The 18557-nt window shown below is 34.1% G+C and carries 18 protein-coding genes; 7 read left to right on the top strand and 11 right to left on the bottom strand.

All coding sequences use genetic code 11. The annotated features are described in order from the left end of the window. Positions 1–56: 56 nt before the first annotated feature. Positions 57–869, bottom strand: coding sequence for a UbiA prenyltransferase family protein (locus OYT91_RS16365; RefSeq protein WP_281238791.1), 813 nt, complete (start codon positions 867–869; stop codon positions 57–59). 322 nt (positions 870–1191) lie between these two features. Between OYT91_RS16365 and gcvP the strand changes: the two genes are divergently transcribed. From gcvP to OYT91_RS16335, 6 genes are all read left to right on the top strand, one after another. Next, entirely contained in the window at positions 1192–4041 is a 2850-nt protein-coding gene (gene gcvP / locus OYT91_RS16360) for an aminomethyl-transferring glycine dehydrogenase (protein ID WP_281238790.1), read from the top strand. Between the two features lie 564 nt (positions 4042–4605). Beyond that, on the top strand, positions 4606–5664 hold the full coding sequence (locus tag OYT91_RS16355) for a 3-oxoacyl-ACP synthase III family protein (RefSeq protein WP_281238789.1): 1059 nt from the start codon (positions 4606–4608) through the stop codon (positions 5662–5664). Positions 5665–5997: 333 nt separating this feature from the next. Beyond that, complete coding sequence (locus OYT91_RS16350; RefSeq protein ID WP_281238788.1) at positions 5998–6522, top strand: class I SAM-dependent methyltransferase; 525 nt, start codon at positions 5998–6000, stop codon at positions 6520–6522. Positions 6523–6570: 48 nt separating this feature from the next. Then, positions 6571–7419: a glycosyltransferase family 2 protein gene (locus tag OYT91_RS16345; protein ID WP_281238787.1), complete on the top strand. Its 849-nt coding sequence runs from the start codon at positions 6571–6573 to the stop codon at positions 7417–7419. Between the two features lie 114 nt (positions 7420–7533). After that, positions 7534–8283 carry an MlaE family ABC transporter permease gene (locus OYT91_RS16340; RefSeq protein WP_269223856.1) on the top strand — a complete coding sequence of 250 codons (750 nt, stop codon included), beginning with the start codon at positions 7534–7536 and terminating at the stop codon, positions 8281–8283. After that, the gene (locus OYT91_RS16335; protein ID WP_281238786.1) at positions 8280–9041 is read left to right on the top strand and encodes an ABC transporter ATP-binding protein; all 762 of its coding nucleotides are present in this window, start codon (positions 8280–8282) and stop codon (positions 9039–9041) included. The genes OYT91_RS16340 and OYT91_RS16335 overlap by 4 nt, the downstream gene beginning before the upstream one ends. A 73-nt stretch (positions 9042–9114) precedes the next feature. On the opposite strand, the gene OYT91_RS16330 is transcribed toward OYT91_RS16335, so the two are convergent. The 4 genes from OYT91_RS16330 to OYT91_RS16315 all read right to left on the bottom strand — a co-directional run bounded on the left by OYT91_RS16330 (position 9115) and on the right by OYT91_RS16315 (position 12921). Further along, positions 9115–10173 carry a mannose-1-phosphate guanylyltransferase gene (locus OYT91_RS16330; RefSeq protein ID WP_281238785.1) on the bottom strand — a complete coding sequence of 353 codons (1059 nt, stop codon included), beginning with the start codon at positions 10171–10173 and terminating at the stop codon, positions 9115–9117. 49 nt (positions 10174–10222) lie between these two features. Further along, positions 10223–10822 carry a SprT-like domain-containing protein gene (locus OYT91_RS16325; protein WP_269223858.1) on the bottom strand — a complete coding sequence of 200 codons (600 nt, stop codon included), beginning with the start codon at positions 10820–10822 and terminating at the stop codon, positions 10223–10225. Positions 10823–10913: 91 nt separating this feature from the next. Beyond that, a complete protein-coding gene (locus tag OYT91_RS16320) occupies positions 10914–12167 on the bottom strand; it encodes a hypothetical protein (protein ID WP_281238784.1) in 1254 nt (417 codons plus the stop codon). Between the two features lie 76 nt (positions 12168–12243). Then, positions 12244–12921: an SDR family NAD(P)-dependent oxidoreductase gene (locus OYT91_RS16315; protein ID WP_281238783.1), complete on the bottom strand. Its 678-nt coding sequence runs from the start codon at positions 12919–12921 to the stop codon at positions 12244–12246. Positions 12922–13162: 241 nt separating this feature from the next. Here OYT91_RS16315 and OYT91_RS16310 point away from each other — a divergent pair, with 241 nt between their 5' ends. Continuing rightward, positions 13163–13741, top strand: coding sequence for a GNAT family N-acetyltransferase (locus OYT91_RS16310; protein WP_281238782.1), 579 nt, complete (start codon positions 13163–13165; stop codon positions 13739–13741). 104 nt (positions 13742–13845) lie between these two features. Here OYT91_RS16310 and OYT91_RS16305 read toward each other — a convergent pair whose 3' ends face one another. The 6 genes from OYT91_RS16305 to OYT91_RS16280 form a co-directional block, all read right to left on the bottom strand. Further along, positions 13846–14727 (bottom strand): helix-turn-helix domain-containing protein, encoded by an 882-nt coding sequence (locus OYT91_RS16305; protein WP_281238781.1) that lies wholly within the window; start codon positions 14725–14727, stop codon positions 13846–13848. Positions 14728–14748: 21 nt separating this feature from the next. After that, positions 14749–15378, bottom strand: a complete 630-nt coding sequence (locus tag OYT91_RS16300) for a pyridoxamine 5'-phosphate oxidase family protein (RefSeq protein WP_281238780.1) — start codon at positions 15376–15378, stop codon at positions 14749–14751. 6 nt (positions 15379–15384) lie between these two features. Then, a complete protein-coding gene (locus OYT91_RS16295) occupies positions 15385–15798 on the bottom strand; it encodes a nuclear transport factor 2 family protein (RefSeq protein WP_281238779.1) in 414 nt (137 codons plus the stop codon). A 76-nt stretch (positions 15799–15874) separates the two neighbouring features. Continuing rightward, positions 15875–16411 (bottom strand): carboxymuconolactone decarboxylase family protein, encoded by a 537-nt coding sequence (locus OYT91_RS16290; RefSeq protein WP_281238778.1) that lies wholly within the window; start codon positions 16409–16411, stop codon positions 15875–15877. Between the two features lie 155 nt (positions 16412–16566). Continuing rightward, positions 16567–17244, bottom strand: coding sequence for a Crp/Fnr family transcriptional regulator (locus tag OYT91_RS16285; RefSeq protein WP_281238777.1), 678 nt, complete (start codon positions 17242–17244; stop codon positions 16567–16569). Between the two features lie 118 nt (positions 17245–17362). After that, positions 17363–18502, bottom strand: coding sequence for an acyl-CoA dehydrogenase family protein (locus tag OYT91_RS16280; RefSeq protein ID WP_281238776.1), 1140 nt, complete (start codon positions 18500–18502; stop codon positions 17363–17365). Positions 18503–18557: the final 55 nt, after the last annotated feature.

The raw sequence follows: 18557 nt of genomic DNA, 5'->3' as shown, positions 1-18557 counted from the left end.
TAAAGTTTTAAAAATAGTCTCAGGAAATAAAATCCTATTCACCAATTAATATATTTTTAATAATACAAAAGACAAACCCACCAAACTATCGGAATACTTTCTGCCCAAAATGAAGTATAGTATTTCGTGCGCTTTTCATTGGCGAAAGCCAGAAAAAGAGTAATTACAATGCCAATAGCAATGCCAAAATTCAATTTCAAAAATTCCGTATTGATATTAAAAAGCTCCAATCCACAAAAAACAACCAACAAAACAAATCCAAGTATTTTGGTATTCTTCACTCCTATTTGTTGAGGAACGGTTCTTAAATTGGGGTTATCAAGCCGCAAATCGATAATTTCGAATATAAGAATCAAAACGAAAATCAAGATAAATCGCTGAATTGATAGTATTCCGATGCTTATTGTTGGCGCAACTGCAGCATTCAACAAAGGTAAAAATACTGTCGCTCCAACCCAGCAAAATGATACGATGTAAATCTTTACTCCTGCCCAATTTCTGGCATTTTTTTTATTTGGAAAAAATGGAAGTGTATAAAGTAATGTCAATCCTAGAAAAACCACAGCCACTATTTGAGTAATTCGTTCCAACTTAAAAAAGTAATAACCCACCATTATAAAAGCCCCAAAAGTAAACAGAGCAATCCATCTCAACTGTCTTCTCATTTTTATTTTTTTTGCTCTTGCCAATTCTTCATATTTTACAAAATTATACCCAACAACGGTACCCCAAAAAGCAAAATATCCCACTTCACTTTGTTGTGAAATGTGGAATACCATTAGGGTGATTTGTACCAATGCAAAACAAGACAAACCAACATGTATACTGCTGTTTATGTAAAATTGGAGAATACTTTTTAAAACCTTCATTAAACAAAATTAATCAATTGTTAATAAATCAGCCTATTAGTTGAAAAATCCCTATAAAATCTAGTTAAAAAAGGACTTTATTTAGAGATTAATATTTATTTTTGCACCACAAAAAAACACAACACTTTATTTCTACACTAAATAGTCTGGATTCGACTGAATTTCAAATATAAATGAATAGTTGAACAATCCCGCGTTTCCTTTAGACTTAAAAAAATAAATAATAGCAACACACAAATGAAATCGCCATGATTCATACTGTAAAATAATTATAACAGAATGGCGATACCATGTTCAAATAAAAAACAAATATTAACTACACATGAAAACAGATTCTTTTGCTTTAAGACACATTGGCCCGAGAGAAACCGACTTGCAACACATGTTGAAAACCATAGGAGTTGACTCCATTGAGCGACTGGTATATGAAACTCTTCCAGATGATATTCGTCTAAAAGCACCACTAGCTTTAGATCCGGCCATGACCGAATATGAATATTCCAATCATATCGCTCAATTGGGAAGCAAAAACAAAATGTTTCAATCGTACATTGGTTTAGGATACAATCAAGCTATCGTTCCAGCAGTTATTCAAAGAAATATTTTTGAAAACCCAGGATGGTACACCGCTTACACGCCTTACCAAGCCGAAATTGCTCAAGGTCGTCTGGAAGCTATTTTGAATTTCCAAACTATGGTAGTGGAATTGACCGGAATGGAAATCGCCAACGCTTCTTTATTGGATGAAGCTACTGCCGCTGCCGAAGCCATGGCATTACTTTTTGACGTAAGATCACGCGACCAAAAGAAAAACAATACCAATAAATTTTTCGTTTCCGAAGAAATATTACCTCAAACTTTATCGGTTTTACAAACTCGTTCTACTCCAATCGGAATAGAATTGGTTGTGGGTAACCATGAAACTTTTGATTTCTCATCCGACTTTTTCGGGGCTATCCTTCAATATCCAGGTAAATACGGTCAGGTAAATGACTATACTTCATTTATTGCAAAAGCTGCCGCAAATGAAATAAAAGTAGCCGTTGCTGCCGATATTTTGAGCTTAACAAAACTGACTCCTCCAGGAGAAATGGGAGCTGCAGTAGTGGTTGGAACAACACAACGTTTCGGAATTCCATTGGGTTATGGTGGGCCACACGCTGCTTATTTTGCTACAAAAGACGAGTACAAAAGATCTATGCCAGGAAGAATCATCGGGATAACTGTTGATACAAACGGGAATCGTGCGCTACGTATGGCTTTGCAAACTCGTGAGCAACACATCAAACGCGACAAAGCGACTTCAAATATCTGTACTGCACAGGTTTTACTTTCCGTAATGGCTGGAATGTACGCTGTATACCACGGACCAAAAGGTTTGCAATATATCGCCAACAAAGTTCACGCTTTGGCAGCAACTTTGTCTAACGAATTGGAAAAACTAGGTTTACAACAAACCAATACCGCTTTCTTTGATACTATCGTTATCAAAGCGGACGCTCAAAAAGTTCGCACTATTGCTGAACAAAATGAGGTTAACTTCTACTACATCGATGACAATACAGTTTCTATCTCTTTGAATGAAACTACAAGTATTGCCGATATCAATAAAATTGTTAGCATTTTCGCTTCCGCAAATGGTAAGCAAGCAACAGCAATAGAGGCTTTATCAGAGGCAAATCATTTTCCAGAGGATTTAAACAGAACATCATCTTTCTTACAACACGATGTTTTCAACCAATACCACTCGGAATCAGCAATGATGCGTTACATCAAAATGTTGGAGCGCAAAGATTTATCATTGAATCACTCAATGATTTCTTTGGGTTCTTGTACGATGAAATTAAACGCTGCTGCCGAAATGTTGCCATTGAGCAATGCGCTTTGGAACAACATTCACCCTTTTGCACCACTAAATCAAGCACAAGGATACCAAGAAATGTTATCTAAACTTGAACAACAATTAAACGTAATTACCGGTTTTGCTGGAACTACTTTGCAACCTAACTCAGGAGCACAAGGAGAATATGCAGGATTAATGGTTATTCGTGCGTACCACCAATCTCGTGGAGATCACCATAGAAACATTGCTTTAATTCCATCATCGGCACACGGAACCAATCCAGCATCTGCAGCCATGGCGGGTATGAAAGTAATCGTAACCAAAACTTTAGAAAACGGAAATATAGACGTAGATGATTTGCGTGAAAAAGCAATCCTTCACAAAGACAACCTTTCTTGTTTGATGGTTACTTACCCATCGACTCACGGGGTTTTTGAAAGCGCCATTATCGAAATCACACAACTAATTCACGAAAATGGTGGACAAGTTTATATGGACGGAGCCAATATGAACGCACAAGTTGGTTTGACTAACCCTGCAACCATTGGAGCTGACGTTTGTCACTTGAACCTTCACAAAACATTCGCCATCCCTCACGGAGGTGGTGGACCAGGAGTTGGACCGATTTGCGTTGCCGAACACTTAGTTCCATTTTTACCATCCAATCCAGTTATACCAACAGGAGGAGAAAATGCCATCACTGGTATTTCTGCAGCACCTTGGGGATCGGCTCTAGTTTGTTTGATCTCTTACGGTTACATCACAATGTTAGGTGCCGATGGATTGAAAGAAGCTACAGAGCACGCTATCCTGAACGCCAATTACATCAAAGAAAAATTAAACGGTCACTACGATACATTGTACTCTGGCGAAATGGGTCGTGCGGCTCACGAAATGATTTTGGAATGTCGTCCTTTCAAACAAAAAGGAATCGAAGTTACCGATATCGCAAAACGTTTGATGGATTATGGTTTCCATGCACCAACCGTTTCTTTCCCGGTGGCAGGAACCTTGATGATTGAACCAACCGAAAGTGAAAACCTAGAAGAATTAGACCGTTTTTGTGATGCTATGATTTCGATCCGTAAAGAAATCGAAGCGTCTACATTGGAAAACAAAAACAACGTACTTAAAAATTCACCTCATACATTGGCCATGCTTACTGCCGAAACTTGGGATTTCCCATACAGCAGAGAACAAGCTGCTTTCCCACTGGATTACATCGCCGAAAACAAATTCTGGCCTACAGTTCGTAGAGCCGATGACGCTTACGGAGACAGAAACCTAGTATGCAGTTGCGCACCTATTGAGGCTTATATGGAAAGCTAGATTACAGATTTTAGATTACAGATTATACAAAACCCTTTCAGCATTAAAACTGAAAGGGTTTTTCATTTTCATAAGATTGATACTAAAAATTAGGAGCAGAACTCTTCCTTTTTTTCATCACCATCACTCCTGCTGTCCGCTGTATTCCCGATTAACAAAAACTACGGCAAAAAAGCCTTGTTTTTCTAAATCGGGAGATGCCGCTTCCATCAGGGCTATTTTACCTATTTAGTTTTCATAAAACATCCTCAAACCCACGTTCTAAAATGACATCACAATTTCACACAAAATTATATATTAAATTATCGAAACTTTTTATTTAAAATTAAATGATAATTATCCTTTTAAAATAGAGAATTAACTTTATAACAAAAAACACTCACTTTGTTATTTATGACATTTCGAAGAATAAAACGCATCATTTAATAATTTTCAATAAAATATATTCAATAATTTTACAATATATTTAATATTATGCAATTATATGCATGCATACTAAATAATTTGCCCTTTATACATTTATTATAATTAATTTAGCCAAAATTTATTCTGGAAATAATCAAAATGAAAATAAAAATAACCGGTATAGGAAGCTATATTCCTGAGAAAAAGATTAGCAACACTGACTTTAGTGAACATATTTTCTTAAACGAAGATGGTTCTCCATTTGCTTATCCTAATGAAGTTGTAATAAACAAATTCAAAGGCATTACAGGTATCGAAAAAAGAAGGTACGCCGAAGATCAATACACAGCTTCAGACTTAGCCTTTTTTGCTGCTGAAAAAGCCATTAAGAACGCTGGAATCGATCCAGAAACATTGGACTATATCATTTTTGCCCACAATTTTGGTGACGTAAAATTTGGTACCTCCCAATCGGATATTATTCCAAGTTTAGCCACTAGAGTCAAGCATAAATTACAAATAAAAAACCCTAAATGTGTCGCTTATGACATTCTTTTTGGTTGCCCAGGTTGGATTGAAGGCGTATTGCAAGCCAATGCATTCATAAAATCAGGTATGGCAAAAAGATGCCTCGTTATAGGCGGCGAAACATTATCAAGAGTTGTCGATGCCCATGACAGAGATTCCATGATCTACTCTGATGGGGCTGGAGCATCGGTTATTGAAGCATCAGATGACGAAACTGGAATGTTATCCTACGAAAGTGCTACATACGCAGCAGAAGAAGCTAATTTTCTTTATTTCGGAAAATCATACAATCCAGATTTAGATCCTGATACCAAATACATCAAAATGTATGGCCGTAAAATTTATGAATTTGCCTTGAGTAAAGTTCCTGCAGCTATGAAAAGCTGTCTGGATCAAAGCGGCTTAGGAATTGATGATGTCAAAAAAATTCTTATTCACCAAGCCAACGAAAAAATGGACGAAGCTATAATTCACCGTTTTTACAAATTATACGGCAAAACTCCTCCAAAAAACATTATGCCAATGAGCATACATGAATTAGGAAATAGTAGTGTCGCAACTGTTCCAACACTTTTTGATCTTCTGATTAGAGGACAAATCGAAGACCAAGAAATCAACAAAGGAGACGTAGTCATTTTTGCATCTGTAGGAGCTGGAATGAATATCAATGCTTTTGTCTATCGCTACTAAACTAAGCTGTACGCTTATTTATTTCAAGTCCACTCACTTATATTTAGTGCAGTGGGCTTTCTTTTTTAGAAACAAAACTCAATCTCCTTTCTTTAAAAATTCACACTGCCAAAACCACTTCATTTGTCATTTCGACCAAAGGGAGAAATCACATTATGCGAGACACGAGTGCGATTCCTACTTCGATGGAATGACAAAACTGGCCTTAAAGAAAAGTCAATGAAACAAGTTTGAACAAATTTTAAATTACAAACCCCATTACAAACGGTATACGAATCAGAATCTTTATATTTGCAAACTCAAAAGCAAAAGCGATAGTTAAATAGTAAAAACATGTACGAAAAAACGTTTCCCAATAAAAGATTCAAACATACTTTAGAATTTTTAAGAAAACACATCTCTACTTCACATACCATTTTAGATTTAGGGGTTGAAAATCCTTTTTCAAAAATCATGAAAGAAGAAGGTTACACCGTAAAAAATACAACTGGAGAAGATTTAGATAAAAACCAAACTGTTTTTTTAGAAGGAAAACAAGATGTTGTAACCGCTTTTGAAATTTTCGAACACTTACTCAATCCATACACTATTTTAAACGAAATAAAATCGGATAAATTAGTAATATCAATTCCATTGCGATTGTGGTTTTCTTCTGCCTATCGCAGTAAAACAGACATGTGGGACAGACATTACCATGAATTTGAAGACTGGCAATTGGACTGGTTATTGGAAAAAACAGGATGGAAAATCATCGACAGCCAAAAATTTACACATCCCGTTAAAAAAATTGGTTTTCGCCCTTTATTGCGATTTTTTACTCCAAGATATTATATTGTGTACGCAGAAAAAGTAAAATAAACAGCTTTGTCAAAGCTTAAAACTTTGACAAAGCTTTGAACAAAATAAATGAAATATTACATCGTAATTCCGACCTACAACGAAGAAGCTTTTATCGCTTTGACCTTGCAATCCTTGATTTCGCAAACTGTTTTGCCCAAAAAAGTAGTCGTTGTCAATGATAATTCTACCGATAAAACTGCCGAAATTGTTCTAGCTTTCGCCAAAGACAATCCGTTCATTACTTTGGTAAACAAAACTTCCAGCGCAATTCATTTACCAGGAAGTAAAGTGATTCAAGCTTTTCAGAAAGGATTCGAAACTTTGGACGAAGATTACGATTTAATCGTAAAAATTGATGCCGATTTAATTTTTCCTTCCAATTATTTCGAAACCATAATTAAACATTTTCAATCCGATTCTACTATTGGAATGGCTGGCGGATTTTGTTACATCGAAAAAAATGACGATTGGATTTTAGAAAACCTAACCGACAAAGATCATATTCGAGGCGCATTAAAAGCCTATCGAAAAGAAACCTTTAAACAAATTGGGGGTTTAAAACCTGCAATGGGTTGGGACACCGTTGACGAATTGCTTTGCAAATACTACAATTGGAAAGTAGTCACAGATGCTTCTTTACACGTAAAACACCTCAAACCAACTGGAGCTAATTACAGCAAAACAGCACGTTATAAGCAAGGAGAAGCTTTTTATACACTGGGATATGGTTTCTGGATAACAGCAATAGCCTCAATAAAATTGGCTGTAATGAAAAAGAAACCACTTTTATTTTTAGATTACATCAAAGGTTTTTGGAAAGCAAAAAAGGCCAAAACACCATTATTAGTAACCAAAGAACAAGCCCGCTTTATTCAAAATTATCGTTTACAAAAAATGAAAGATAAATTGTTTTAATGTTTTACTCTTCTGAAATTAAAAACAAAATCTAAAATTCCAACAAAATACAGTATTTTTGCGTTCTTGTATTCTTTACTGAATACTGTAAACTTTAAACTGAATACTTAAAAAATGATGCTCATTCGCTATACCACCCAGATTGGAAAATATTTATTGATGTGGGTTGAAATTTTCAAAAAACCTACAAAGTGGTCTGTAATGAAAGGACTTATTTTCAAGGAAGTCGATGATTTAATTGTTGGATCATTGGGAATAGTTGCTTTTATTTCATTCTTCGTTGGCGGAGTGGTTTCTATGCAAACTGCTTTGAATCTAACGAATTCTTTTATACCAAAATATCTTATCGGATATGCTACCCGTCAATCGGTGATTTTAGAATTTGCTCCAACATTCATGTCTATCATTATGGCAGGAAAAATGGGTTCTTTTATAACATCAAGCATAGGATCGATGCGAGTTACCGAACAAATCGATGCACTGGAAGTTATGGGAGTCAATTCCCTTAATTATTTGGTTTTCCCCAAAATAATCGCATTACTTTTATACCCTTTCCTTATTGGCATTGGAATGTTTCTAGGGATTACTGGTGGTTATATAGCAACGGTTTATGGTGGTTTTGGAGCAAATATTGATTTTATCGAAGGGATTCAAAGAGATTTTATTCCGTTTCACATAGTTTATGCTTTCACCAAAACGTTTATTTTTGGAATGTTATTAGCAACCATTCCTTCATTCCACGGTTATTATATGAAAGGTGGAGCACTTGAAGTTGGAAAAGCAAGTACCGTTTCTTTTGTTTGGACGTCGGTTACCATCATCTTGCTAAATTATATTATTACCCAATTACTTTTAACAAAATGATAGAAATAAAAAATATAGAAAAATCATTTGGCGGTGTCAAAATTCTTAAAGGAATTTCTTGTGTTTTTGAGGCAGGAAAAACCAATTTGATTATTGGACAAAGTGGATCTGGGAAAACCGTTTTATTAAAGTCATTATTGGGAATTCATACTCCAGAAGTAGGAACTATTTCTTTTGATGGGAGAATATATTCCAACCTTAATTCGGATGAAAAAAGAGAAATCCGAACCGAAATTGGCATGCTTTTTCAAGGAAGTGCTCTTTTTGACAGCATGACTGTTTCAGAAAACGTTGGTTTTCCTTTACGAATGTTTACAAACGACAGCAAGGCCAAAATCCAAAAAAGAGTTGATTTTGTATTAGAGAGAGTAAACCTCGTAGGCGCCCACAAAAAACTACCTTCTGAAATTTCGGGAGGAATGCAAAAAAGGGTTGCTATTGCTAGAGCCATTGTAAACAATCCCAAATATTTGTTTTGTGATGAGCCCAATTCCGGACTAGATCCAAATACTGCTATTTTGATTGATAATCTAATCAAGGAAATCACAGTAGAATACAATATTACAACGGTTGTAAATACGCATGATATGAATTCCGTAATGGAAATTGGGGATCATATTTTATTCCTAAAAAATGGCTTAAAAGCTTGGGAAGGAACCAAAGAAGAAATTTTCCTAACCGAAAATGAGGCTATAGTCGAATTTGTTTATTCATCTGAATTATTCAAAAAAGTAAGAGAGGCTTATCTTAAAGGATAACATACTAAATAAAATAAAAAAAGGCTAGAAATAATATCACAATTACTCTAGCCTTTTATTTATTACTATATTCTTAACTTTTCAACTGAGAAACGATTCCTTTTATTTCCTGCTCCTTGCTTTTTGGATAAATCAACAAGACAGAATCCTTATCAACTATGATATAATCATCAAGTCCATCTACGATTACTTGTTTTCCTATTGCAGTTCTAATAATATTATTCGAAGCGTTTTGCAACAAAACAACGGCATTAACTACTGCATTGTTATTGTCGTCTTTTGGTAATTTTTCATGCAGTGAACCCCAAGTACCAAGGTCATTCCAATCAAAAGTAGCTGGAAGTACATATACATTTTTCGCATTTTCCATAATTGCATAATCAATTGAAATATTTTCTGCATTAGGATAATTTTCTAGTATAAAAGCACTTTCTTTCTCGGTATTGTAAACTTCATACCCCTTCATAAAAAGTGCAAACATCTCAGGTTGAAATTCTTCAAAAGCTTTCAAAATAGAACGCACACTCCAAATAAAAATCCCTGCATTCCACAAATAATTTCTACTTTGAATAAATCTTCTTGCCGTTTTTGAATCTGGTTTTTCTCTAAACTGTATTACTTTTTTGATAGAACGACTATCCAATTTATCAAATTCAATATACCCATAACCTGTATTAGGAGAAGTAGGTAAAATTCCCAAAGTCATCAACGATTCTTCTCTTTCGCACAAATCGAAAGAACGTTGCAAATTGGCCACAAACTGCATTTCATCCTCAATCCAATGGTCGCTAGGTGCCACTACCATTACTGCATTTGGATTTATTTTTTTTATTTTCAAAGAAGCATACAAAATACAAGGAGCGGTATTTCGCATGGCAGGTTCCAATACAATTTGTTCTTGGGTTACCATTGGTAACTGCTCCAAAATCAAATCATTGTAGCTTTCGTGGGTTAGAATCAAAATATTCTCTTTTGGAATAATTTGAGAAAGCCTACTAAATGTTTTCTGAATTAAAGTCTCTCCTGAACCCAACATATCATGAAACTGCTTCGGAAATTCTCTTGTACTTACTGGCCAAAATCGAGAACCAATTCCACCAGCCATTAATATTGCGTAATAATTTTTATTCATTTTATGCTTTTTATGTTTGCTTTTGAAGCAAAACTTCATTTATATTTAACTACCCCGGTAACAACTCCACCTCAGCATTTGGGTTAAATAAATACAACCGTCCAGAACTGATTTCCAAACATTCATATCGTTTGGTACGTACAGCAATCTTTTTAAATATCTTTCCATTTGATATTCTAAAAACACTACCGTAAGGAATGTCAAAGATATAGCTTTTATCATTTGGTTTATCATACTGTTTTAAGGCTAATGCCAATGTAGTATCTGTATCACTACTCGCAGTGGGATTGCGAAAATGCCTGGCCAACAATGGCAATAAATGATTCGGAAAAATCTCTGGCCGAATATAAGGTACCATCAACCTCTGAAAAGAATGCTTCCACTCCTCTCCGTGTGGTTTTATATTTCTACCAAATTTTTCAAACGCCACTAAATGTGAAATTTCATGAATCAACGTTATCAAAAACTTGTATTTATTAAGGCTAGAATTTACTGTAATTTCATGTTTACCATTCAAACCCTTTCGATAATCACCATGCCGAGTTTGCCTCTCATTGACAATTTTGAGATGCACTTGATGTGTAACAATCAGTTCAAAAACTGGTTTCACGGCATGTTCTGGAAGGTATTTTAAAAGTGTATCAGACAATTATATGAGATTTTGACAAGTGATAATTTTTAAACTGAATATAGATCAACAATTATTAGAGCAAGCTTGAATTTTAAACTTATTCCAATTTTTAAATATTAAAATATTTTAAATACCCATTATTTAAATCCTTTTTCAAATTTCCATCAGCATCAAAAAAATTATTGTAATCTTTTTGAAGTCGTAAATTTTTTTCTTCTATTTCTCTAACTTTAGACTTACTAATATCTAATCCTTTGGATTTTTCTACATACTCCAAACTACTTTTAAAATCATTCAAAAACAAAAAACTAGAAGCTATATTCATATAACAAACCCATATCGCCTCTTTTTGTTTTTTATCATTTACATCAAATTCTTTCGAATATGCTTCCATCTTTAAAATAAAATTTCCTAAGAAATTTTTACTTGCAACAACATAATTATAACTTTCTTTAGCCTTACTACTTTCAAATGCATTAACATTATCTCCTTTAATCTGCAAATTATGATTTTTTACAAATTCTGAATTTTCTTCTAATGTCAATAAATTGGTTTGATTCTCTGAATTAGCTTTTTTCCAATTTTTAAAAAGATCAATCTCTTCATTAATTTTTTTATAAAATGGGTTTTTATCTTCTTTAGACATCCTAGAAAAGAAATAGGTATTTGAAAAATACTGAACATCTAACCAAGAAGATAATGCGGGGGCAACTGTATTTTGGATTGAATGAATTAACTCATTAGCAATTAAATTTTCCTCTATGTATTTATTTAGATAGCTTATTACTTCAGCTTTAGTTTTGAAATTATAAATTCTACGCGTTCCATCTGCATTTGTATCACCCCCAGGCGATGAATGCACATTTTTCACATTAATTGTTTTCTCCAAAAAAATTTGATTTGTCAAGCTGTTTTTCAATTGGCAAACTACATTATACCCATAAAAAACTTCATAATAATAAGGCATTTCTGCACCATTGCTTTGTTTTATTTCTCCATAATAGCTAATATCTTTTATCTTTACTTCAGCAATAAATTTACCTTCTATTTTATTACAATCTTTTTCATAACGCAAATTGACGAGTGAAGATAATCCATTCATCAACTGGTCTTCTCTAAAAAAAGTATTATATTCTAATCTAGATCTTGATTGCATAGCTTCACCATCAATAATAACTTTAGTTGGCTGAGCTGACAAATCTAAATTCACGCAAAAAGATTGATACTCATTTGTAATATACTTTTCAGGAAAACCAAAACTATAAAAAGTCTGATAATCACTTTTATAGGATTGAGCATTTAAGGGTATTGATACAAAAAAACAAAATAATACAATTTTAAATACACGCATTGTTACATTCATGGTAGGTTTGGTTAGATTTAAAAAAATAAAAAATAATATGCTGTATGAAACACAAAAAAATTAAGGTAGTGAGGAATTAAGGATTCGTAGAAGAAACGGGCAATACTTTGCCATTAAAATATTTATTTCCAGTAAGCGTAAAATCAAAAATATAATTGGCCATTTCACTAGCTGAAAGTGGCGCTTGATAACCTGGAAATGCTTCATTCAACATTTCGGTTTGGACAGAACCCAATGCCAAAACATTAAATGAAATTCCTTGTTCTTTATACTCTTCAGCCAATAATTCAGACAAGGTAATTACAGCTCCTTTGCTCGAACTGTAAGCAGCTAATCCTGCAAATTTAAGACTTCCTTGCACGCCTCCCATTGAACTTATGGTTACAACATGACTCCCTTTTTGTAAAAAAGGCAAACAAATACGCGTCAGATTGGCCACGCCAAAAACATTAACTCTATAAATATTTTCGAAATCCTCTTGGGTTGTTTCTGAAAAAGATCTTAATAATAAGCTTCCTGCATTATGAACAATAGCATCAATATTCTTCCAAGTTCCCGACAAAAAATCAGTAACTTGTTGCAACTCTTCTTCATTGGACAAATCAACCGAAAGACAGGTGATATTTTTATTCGCAAGTAATTGTTGGTTTATTTTTCTAGACAAAGCAAGCACCTGATGTCCCGCATCGGCAAATTGTAAAGCCAACTCCAAACCAATTCCCCTGCTAGTTCCTGTAATAATAATATTTTTCATTCGAGGATAATATATGTTTTATGGATCCCGATAGCTATCGAGAGTTATCGTTATTTTTCACTTCTAATTTATTTTTGGAATCACGCCGATTTCATAGGGCAAAAATAGTCAAAACAGTGAAAAAACATTCACAAACTTTTACAAATGCAAAAAAACAAATTGCCATATTAATTCCTTGTTTGAAAAATATCGCTTTAATTTTATATATTTTTGCAAAACAAATCCAATTAGAATTCTTAAAATGATTGAAAACATACAATTTGAAGTAGCAAAAAACTCAGATATTGAAGGCGTATTGGCCTTACAAAGTATTTATTTAGTTTCGAATATGACCGAAGAAGAAAAGGCTTCAGGGTTTGTAACTACTCCGTTTTCGATAGAACAATTGCAAGAAGTTATCCGACAAGAAGGTTTGTTTATTGCCAAAGACAACAACAAAATTATTGCATATATTTTTGCTGCAAGCTGGGTTTATTTCAGTCAGTGGGCTATTTTTAACCACATGACTCCAATGCTGCCTAGTCTTTCTTTCAAGGATTTTAAGATGACAGACCGCAATACTTTTCAGTATGGCCCAATTTGTATTGACAAAAACTACCGAGGAAAAGGTTTGATCAATCCTTTCTTTGATTTTATGAGAATCCACCTAATGAAACGTTTTCCAGTAAGTATAACTTTCATTAACAAAACCAATATGCCTTCTCAAAAAGCACATATTGAAAAACTGAAATGGGCAGTTATTGGCGATTTTGAATTCAACAATAATAACTATTTTATTTTGGGATATGATATGAGTCAACCCTCGGTGCCTGTTGTCTAATAATTTTTACCGCAGATTACTTCGTCTATTCGCTATCGCTCGGGTCGCAGATTAGATTAAAAATTGTTAAAAAAAACGAACACTTTTAGCAAAGTTTTTCTAAATCAGTTGGTTGCTCTAGCAAAACCAACAGTATCACGATACATTTGTGGTGAAACCTCAGCATTGGTTTTAAAGAAGCGACTAAAATAATGTTCGTCATCATAACCCAATTCATAGGCAATTTCTTTTACTGGTTTATTCGTTAAATACAACTCCCTTTTAGCTTCGATGATAATGCGTTCTGCAATTAAATTGGTCAACGTTTTATTGAAGTGATTTTTGGTGATTTTGGCTAAAGCTTTTGGTGAAATATTCAGTAAATCAGCATAATCACTGGCAGAATGTTTGGTTTTGAAATTTTGTTCAATGAAATTTTTTAAGTTTTGGAGAATAAATGGCGCTGTATTTTCTTCTATTGGTACAAGTTCTTTTGGCTGTTGTTCTTTTTTTAATCGAGAAGCAGTAATGAGGAAAATTTTCAAATAGGATATTAATAATTCATATTGTGCCAAAGCAGGATTTTGCATTTCCATCTTCATTTGTTCCAAAACCATATTGAATGTTCCTTTAGCCATCTCATCAATCATAACATACGGTGGTTCATAAATATTATTGAACAAAACCCCATTGCAAGCTACTTCATCATGGTGTTTCATAATGCAGAAAAAATCGGGATGAAAATGAATTACTTTCCCTTCAATAGCATTAACAGATGACAGCATAAAAGGCTGATAAGGCGCAAAAGCCAATAATTGATTTTCTGAAAAATCATATTCTGAAAAATCAACTTTTACTTTGCCTTTTCCTTTTTGAACCCAAATCAAAGAATAATAATTCAATCGCTGAATGTGATCAAAACAAGAATTATTTTCAAAAGAAAAAAGTTTGAAAGCCAAATTTCCATTTTGTGGATTGACTAAGGTAAAAGTGGAGGAATCAATCATACTATTTAGTTTTAAACAAATTTAGCTTAAACCAGCATTTTCTAGTTTGTCTTTCAGTATTTTATTTTCTGCTTCTAGTTTTGAAATAAAATCAAGTTGTGGTTTAAAAGCTATTTGAATTTCATCAACCGTAAAGCGCGGTGTGATGTGTTGTGGACAATTCCAATCGTAGGCTTCAATATGAAAAAGAATCATGCGTTCCGGTCGGTATTGATATTCTGCTAAATCGAGTTTGTTTAATAATTCTGGATTGTCTTTTAATTCAACAATCTCCGCTCTAGCAAAAATTTTCAGTCGGGCTCGTGCGGGATAATCCATCATGATCAGGGCTACATTGGTATTGGTTGCAAAATTCCCAACGGAGATGTATTGTTTGTTTCCTGAAAAATCGATAAAACCAATTGTATTTTCATCCAAGACTTTTACAAAGCCTTTGGGGCCACCACGATGTTGAATATAAGGGAAGTTTTTTACGCCAATTGATGCTAAATAGAAACTATCTCGATTGCTAATAAAACCCATTTCATTTTCGGATAAACCATCAATGATATTGAATTTTTCCATTCGTTCATAGCTTTTTCGACTGCCATGCTTTTCTTGTAACACTTTGACAGCATCCGAAAATGCTATTGCTGCAAAATTTGTAGCCATGAGAAATTATTTAAATTTTCTGTCTTTCTCGTCGATTGGCAAATCATTGATACTGGCAAAACGCTGACGCATCAAACCATTTTCGTCAAATTCCCAGTTTTCGTTCCCGTAGGCACGGAACCATTGTCCTTCTACATTTCGATATTCATATTCAAAACGAACTGCCATTCGATTTTCGCGAAAACCCCATAATTCTTTTTTGAGTTTGTAATCGAGTTCTTTTTCCCATTTGCCTTTCAGAAATTCTTTAACAGCTTCGCGACCATTGATAAAATCGGTTCTGTTCCGCCATTCGGTGTCAATGGTGTAGGCCAAAGCAATGCGTTCTGGATCTTTGCTGTTCCAAGCATCTTCGGCAAGTTGTACTTTTTGCAAAGCGGTTTCCATGTTAAATGGAGGAAGTGGATGTCTTTGTTCCATGATAATTAAGTTTGTTTAAATAGAATGCAAACTAACTCTGATGGAATTAGCTTGCACTTTTGAATTTTAAAATAAATTATAAAGTTGGTGCCAAAGGAAAATCAACTGGCACTTGAGTTAAATTATGCAAATAGTTCATCGCTGTTTTATCACTTACCTGAAGAATTAAATCTACCAAATTTTCATTCGTAAAACCTTGAGCCAAGAAAGCTGCGACCAATTCTGGATTAGCATTTCCTCTTGTTTTGGTAATTTCAGCAGCCAATTGTACCAAAGCATTCAGTTTGGCATCCGTAGCTTTTCCTCTTCTGATGTCTAATAATTGTTCATCTGTAAAACCATTCATTTTCCCAATAACCGTATGAGCACTTTGGCAATAAATACAATTATTAACTTGGCTTACGATTAAATTTACTGCTTCTTTTTCTTTATTGGATAAAGAAGTTTTAGCATTTTGATAGGCTAAATATTTTTCCAACCCATTTTTTGAATAGGCAATTGTTGCATATAAATTTGGAACAAATCCTAATGCTTTTTGTAAATTATCAAAAATTACTTGATTGTTTTCTGAAACTTCTGATCTAGTTGGAACTGAAAATGTTGTAGTTGTCATTTTATTTTTCTTTAAAATTGCTTGTCGATATTGACATTACAAAGATGCGACAGCTAGAAAAGGTATAAAATGGACAAAAAACGCAAGCTGATGGACAATTTTCCTTCCTCAAAATAAAACCCACTACTTAACAACAAAAGAAAAAGTTAGACAAACTACAATTTAGTAATGTCTTCAATAATTATTTCTTTTCGATTGTAATGTAATAAGCCGTTGGATTCCATTTCATTTAGTAATTGAGTGGCGGTTTGTCTGGAAGTACAAATCACTTGAGCCATGTCATTTTGGGTAAGATAATTTTCAATAACGACTTTATTTCCGATGCGTTTACCTTCTTTATCGGCCCAATCTTTCAGGAATTGATAGAGCCTCGTTTTGGCATCTTTAGAAATCAAATTGGAGTAACTGTTTTTAATCCGTTTCATTTTCAAGCCTACAAACTTGGTATACGACAAGGCTAAACTTGGGTTTTGGAGTAATAAGTCTTCAAAATCGGATAGTAAGAAACTACAAATAATAATCTCGTCAGTCAGTGCTTTTGCATACTCATTGGAATTGGCATCACTTTCTAAAGTCAATTCACCAAACAAATCTCCTTTTTGAATAATGTCTTTGATGGTTTCATTTCCGTCTTCATCGACAGCAACAATTTTGATATTTCCTTTTTTGAGCAAAAAAACTCGAGGTACATCCGAAGAAGAAAAGTAAATAATGTCCCCTTTTTTGGCTTTTTTAAAACCAGTAATAATGCACAACTGCTTAATTTGTGACATACTCAATGTCCAAAACAACTTGTGATCCCTAAGGTACCAATATTTTAATTCGTCGTACATAGGAGTAAATATAGTATTTTTTCAAAACAAAACACCATTAAGAAAACAAGTTCCATTAAGATCTTATACCTTAATTTGCCTTATTCCTTAATGGTGTATTTTTATTCTTATTTTCTTTCTAGGAAACCAAACCTCTTGAAATCACAATACGTTGAATTTCTGAAGTTCCTTCATAAATCTGAGTAATTTTAGAATCACGCATCATACGTTCTACGTGGTACTCGGCAACATAACCATTTCCGCCGTGAATTTGAACCGCTTCATTGGCCACTTCCAAAGCAATTTCAGAAGCATACAATTTGGCCATTGCTCCAGAGTGTGCAATATCCTGTCCTGCATCTTTTTCGCATGCTGCTTTCATTACCAATAACTTTGCAGCCGTAACTTTTACATACATATCTGCCAATTTAAAAGCAATGGCTTGATGTTTGAAAATCTCTTTTCCAAAAGCTTTACGTACTTGAGAATATTTCAATGCCAATTCATAAGCACCTGTAGCAATTCCTAAAGCTTGTGACGCAATTCCGATTCGCCCTCCATTCAATACGTTCATCGCAAAAGCAAATCCAAAACCGTCTGCACCAATTCTATTTTCTTTGGGCACTTTGACATCTGTAAACATCAAAGAATGTGTATCACTCCCACGAATTCCCATTTTCTTTTCTTTTGGACCAATCTCAAATCCTGCCCATCCTTTTTCTACAATAAAAGCATTGATTCCTTTATGTCCTTTTTCAACATCTGTTTGAGCAATCACCAAATATGTAGAAGCCGTACTTCCGTTGGTAATCCAGTTTTTAGTTCCATTCAATATATAATGATCTCCCTTATCAATAGCGGTTGTTTTTTGAGAAGTAGCATCCGATCCTGCTTCTGGCTCAGACAAACAAAAAGCACCAATAACATCTCCTTTGGCCAATGGTACCAAATATTTCATTTTTTGTTCTTCGCTACAATATTTTTCCATTCCAGCACATACTAGAGAGTTGTTTACGGACATAATTACTGCAGCCGAAGCGTCAACTTTTGCAATTTCGGTCATGGCCAAAACATAAGACACACTATCCAATCCAGAACCTCCATATTTTGGATCAACCATCATTCCCAGAAAACCAAGTTCAGCCATTTTTTTGACTTGTTCTGTAGGAAATTTAGAGAACTCGTCTCTCTCTATTACACCTTCCAATAATTCAGTTTGAGCAAAATCTCGAGCTGCTTGCTGAATCATTAATTGTTCTTCGGTTAGATTAAAATCCATAATAATATAAAATAAAAATTGGTTTTTGTTTTAAAAATGTTGTCAAAGGTAATTT

The organism is Flavobacterium praedii, assembly GCF_026810365.1.
Taxonomy (GTDB): Bacteria; Bacteroidota; Bacteroidia; order Flavobacteriales; family Flavobacteriaceae; genus Flavobacterium; species Flavobacterium praedii.
Note: the sequence above shows the minus strand (reverse complement) of the source record. Positions and strands in the feature narration are given on the sequence as shown.

Excerpts from the sequence above, each read along its gene's own strand:
- OYT91_RS16365 (WP_281238791.1), bottom strand. The coding sequence starts at position 869 with ATGAAGGTTTTAAAAAGTATTCTCCAATTTTACATAAACAGCAGTATA.
- gcvP (WP_281238790.1), top strand. The coding sequence starts at position 1,192 with ATGAAAACAGATTCTTTTGCTTTAAGACACATTGGCCCGAGAGAAACC.
- OYT91_RS16355 (WP_281238789.1), top strand. The coding sequence starts at position 4,606 with ATGAAAATAAAAATAACCGGTATAGGAAGCTATATTCCTGAGAAAAAG.
- OYT91_RS16350 (WP_281238788.1), top strand. The coding sequence starts at position 5,998 with ATGTACGAAAAAACGTTTCCCAATAAAAGATTCAAACATACTTTAGAA.
- OYT91_RS16345 (WP_281238787.1), top strand. The coding sequence starts at position 6,571 with ATGAAATATTACATCGTAATTCCGACCTACAACGAAGAAGCTTTTATC.
- OYT91_RS16340 (WP_269223856.1), top strand. The coding sequence starts at position 7,534 with ATGATGCTCATTCGCTATACCACCCAGATTGGAAAATATTTATTGATG.
- OYT91_RS16335 (WP_281238786.1), top strand. The coding sequence starts at position 8,280 with ATGATAGAAATAAAAAATATAGAAAAATCATTTGGCGGTGTCAAAATT.
- OYT91_RS16330 (WP_281238785.1), bottom strand. The coding sequence starts at position 10,173 with ATGAATAAAAATTATTACGCAATATTAATGGCTGGTGGAATTGGTTCT.
- OYT91_RS16320 (WP_281238784.1), bottom strand. The coding sequence starts at position 12,167 with ATGAATGTAACAATGCGTGTATTTAAAATTGTATTATTTTGTTTTTTT.
- OYT91_RS16315 (WP_281238783.1), bottom strand. The coding sequence starts at position 12,921 with ATGAAAAATATTATTATTACAGGAACTAGCAGGGGAATTGGTTTGGAG.
- OYT91_RS16310 (WP_281238782.1), top strand. The coding sequence starts at position 13,163 with ATGATTGAAAACATACAATTTGAAGTAGCAAAAAACTCAGATATTGAA.
- OYT91_RS16305 (WP_281238781.1), bottom strand. The coding sequence starts at position 14,727 with ATGATTGATTCCTCCACTTTTACCTTAGTCAATCCACAAAATGGAAAT.
- OYT91_RS16300 (WP_281238780.1), bottom strand. The coding sequence starts at position 15,378 with ATGGCTACAAATTTTGCAGCAATAGCATTTTCGGATGCTGTCAAAGTG.
- OYT91_RS16295 (WP_281238779.1), bottom strand. The coding sequence starts at position 15,798 with ATGGAACAAAGACATCCACTTCCTCCATTTAACATGGAAACCGCTTTG.
- OYT91_RS16290 (WP_281238778.1), bottom strand. The coding sequence starts at position 16,411 with ATGACAACTACAACATTTTCAGTTCCAACTAGATCAGAAGTTTCAGAA.
- OYT91_RS16285 (WP_281238777.1), bottom strand. The coding sequence starts at position 17,244 with ATGTACGACGAATTAAAATATTGGTACCTTAGGGATCACAAGTTGTTT.
- OYT91_RS16280 (WP_281238776.1), bottom strand. The coding sequence starts at position 18,502 with ATGGATTTTAATCTAACCGAAGAACAATTAATGATTCAGCAAGCAGCT.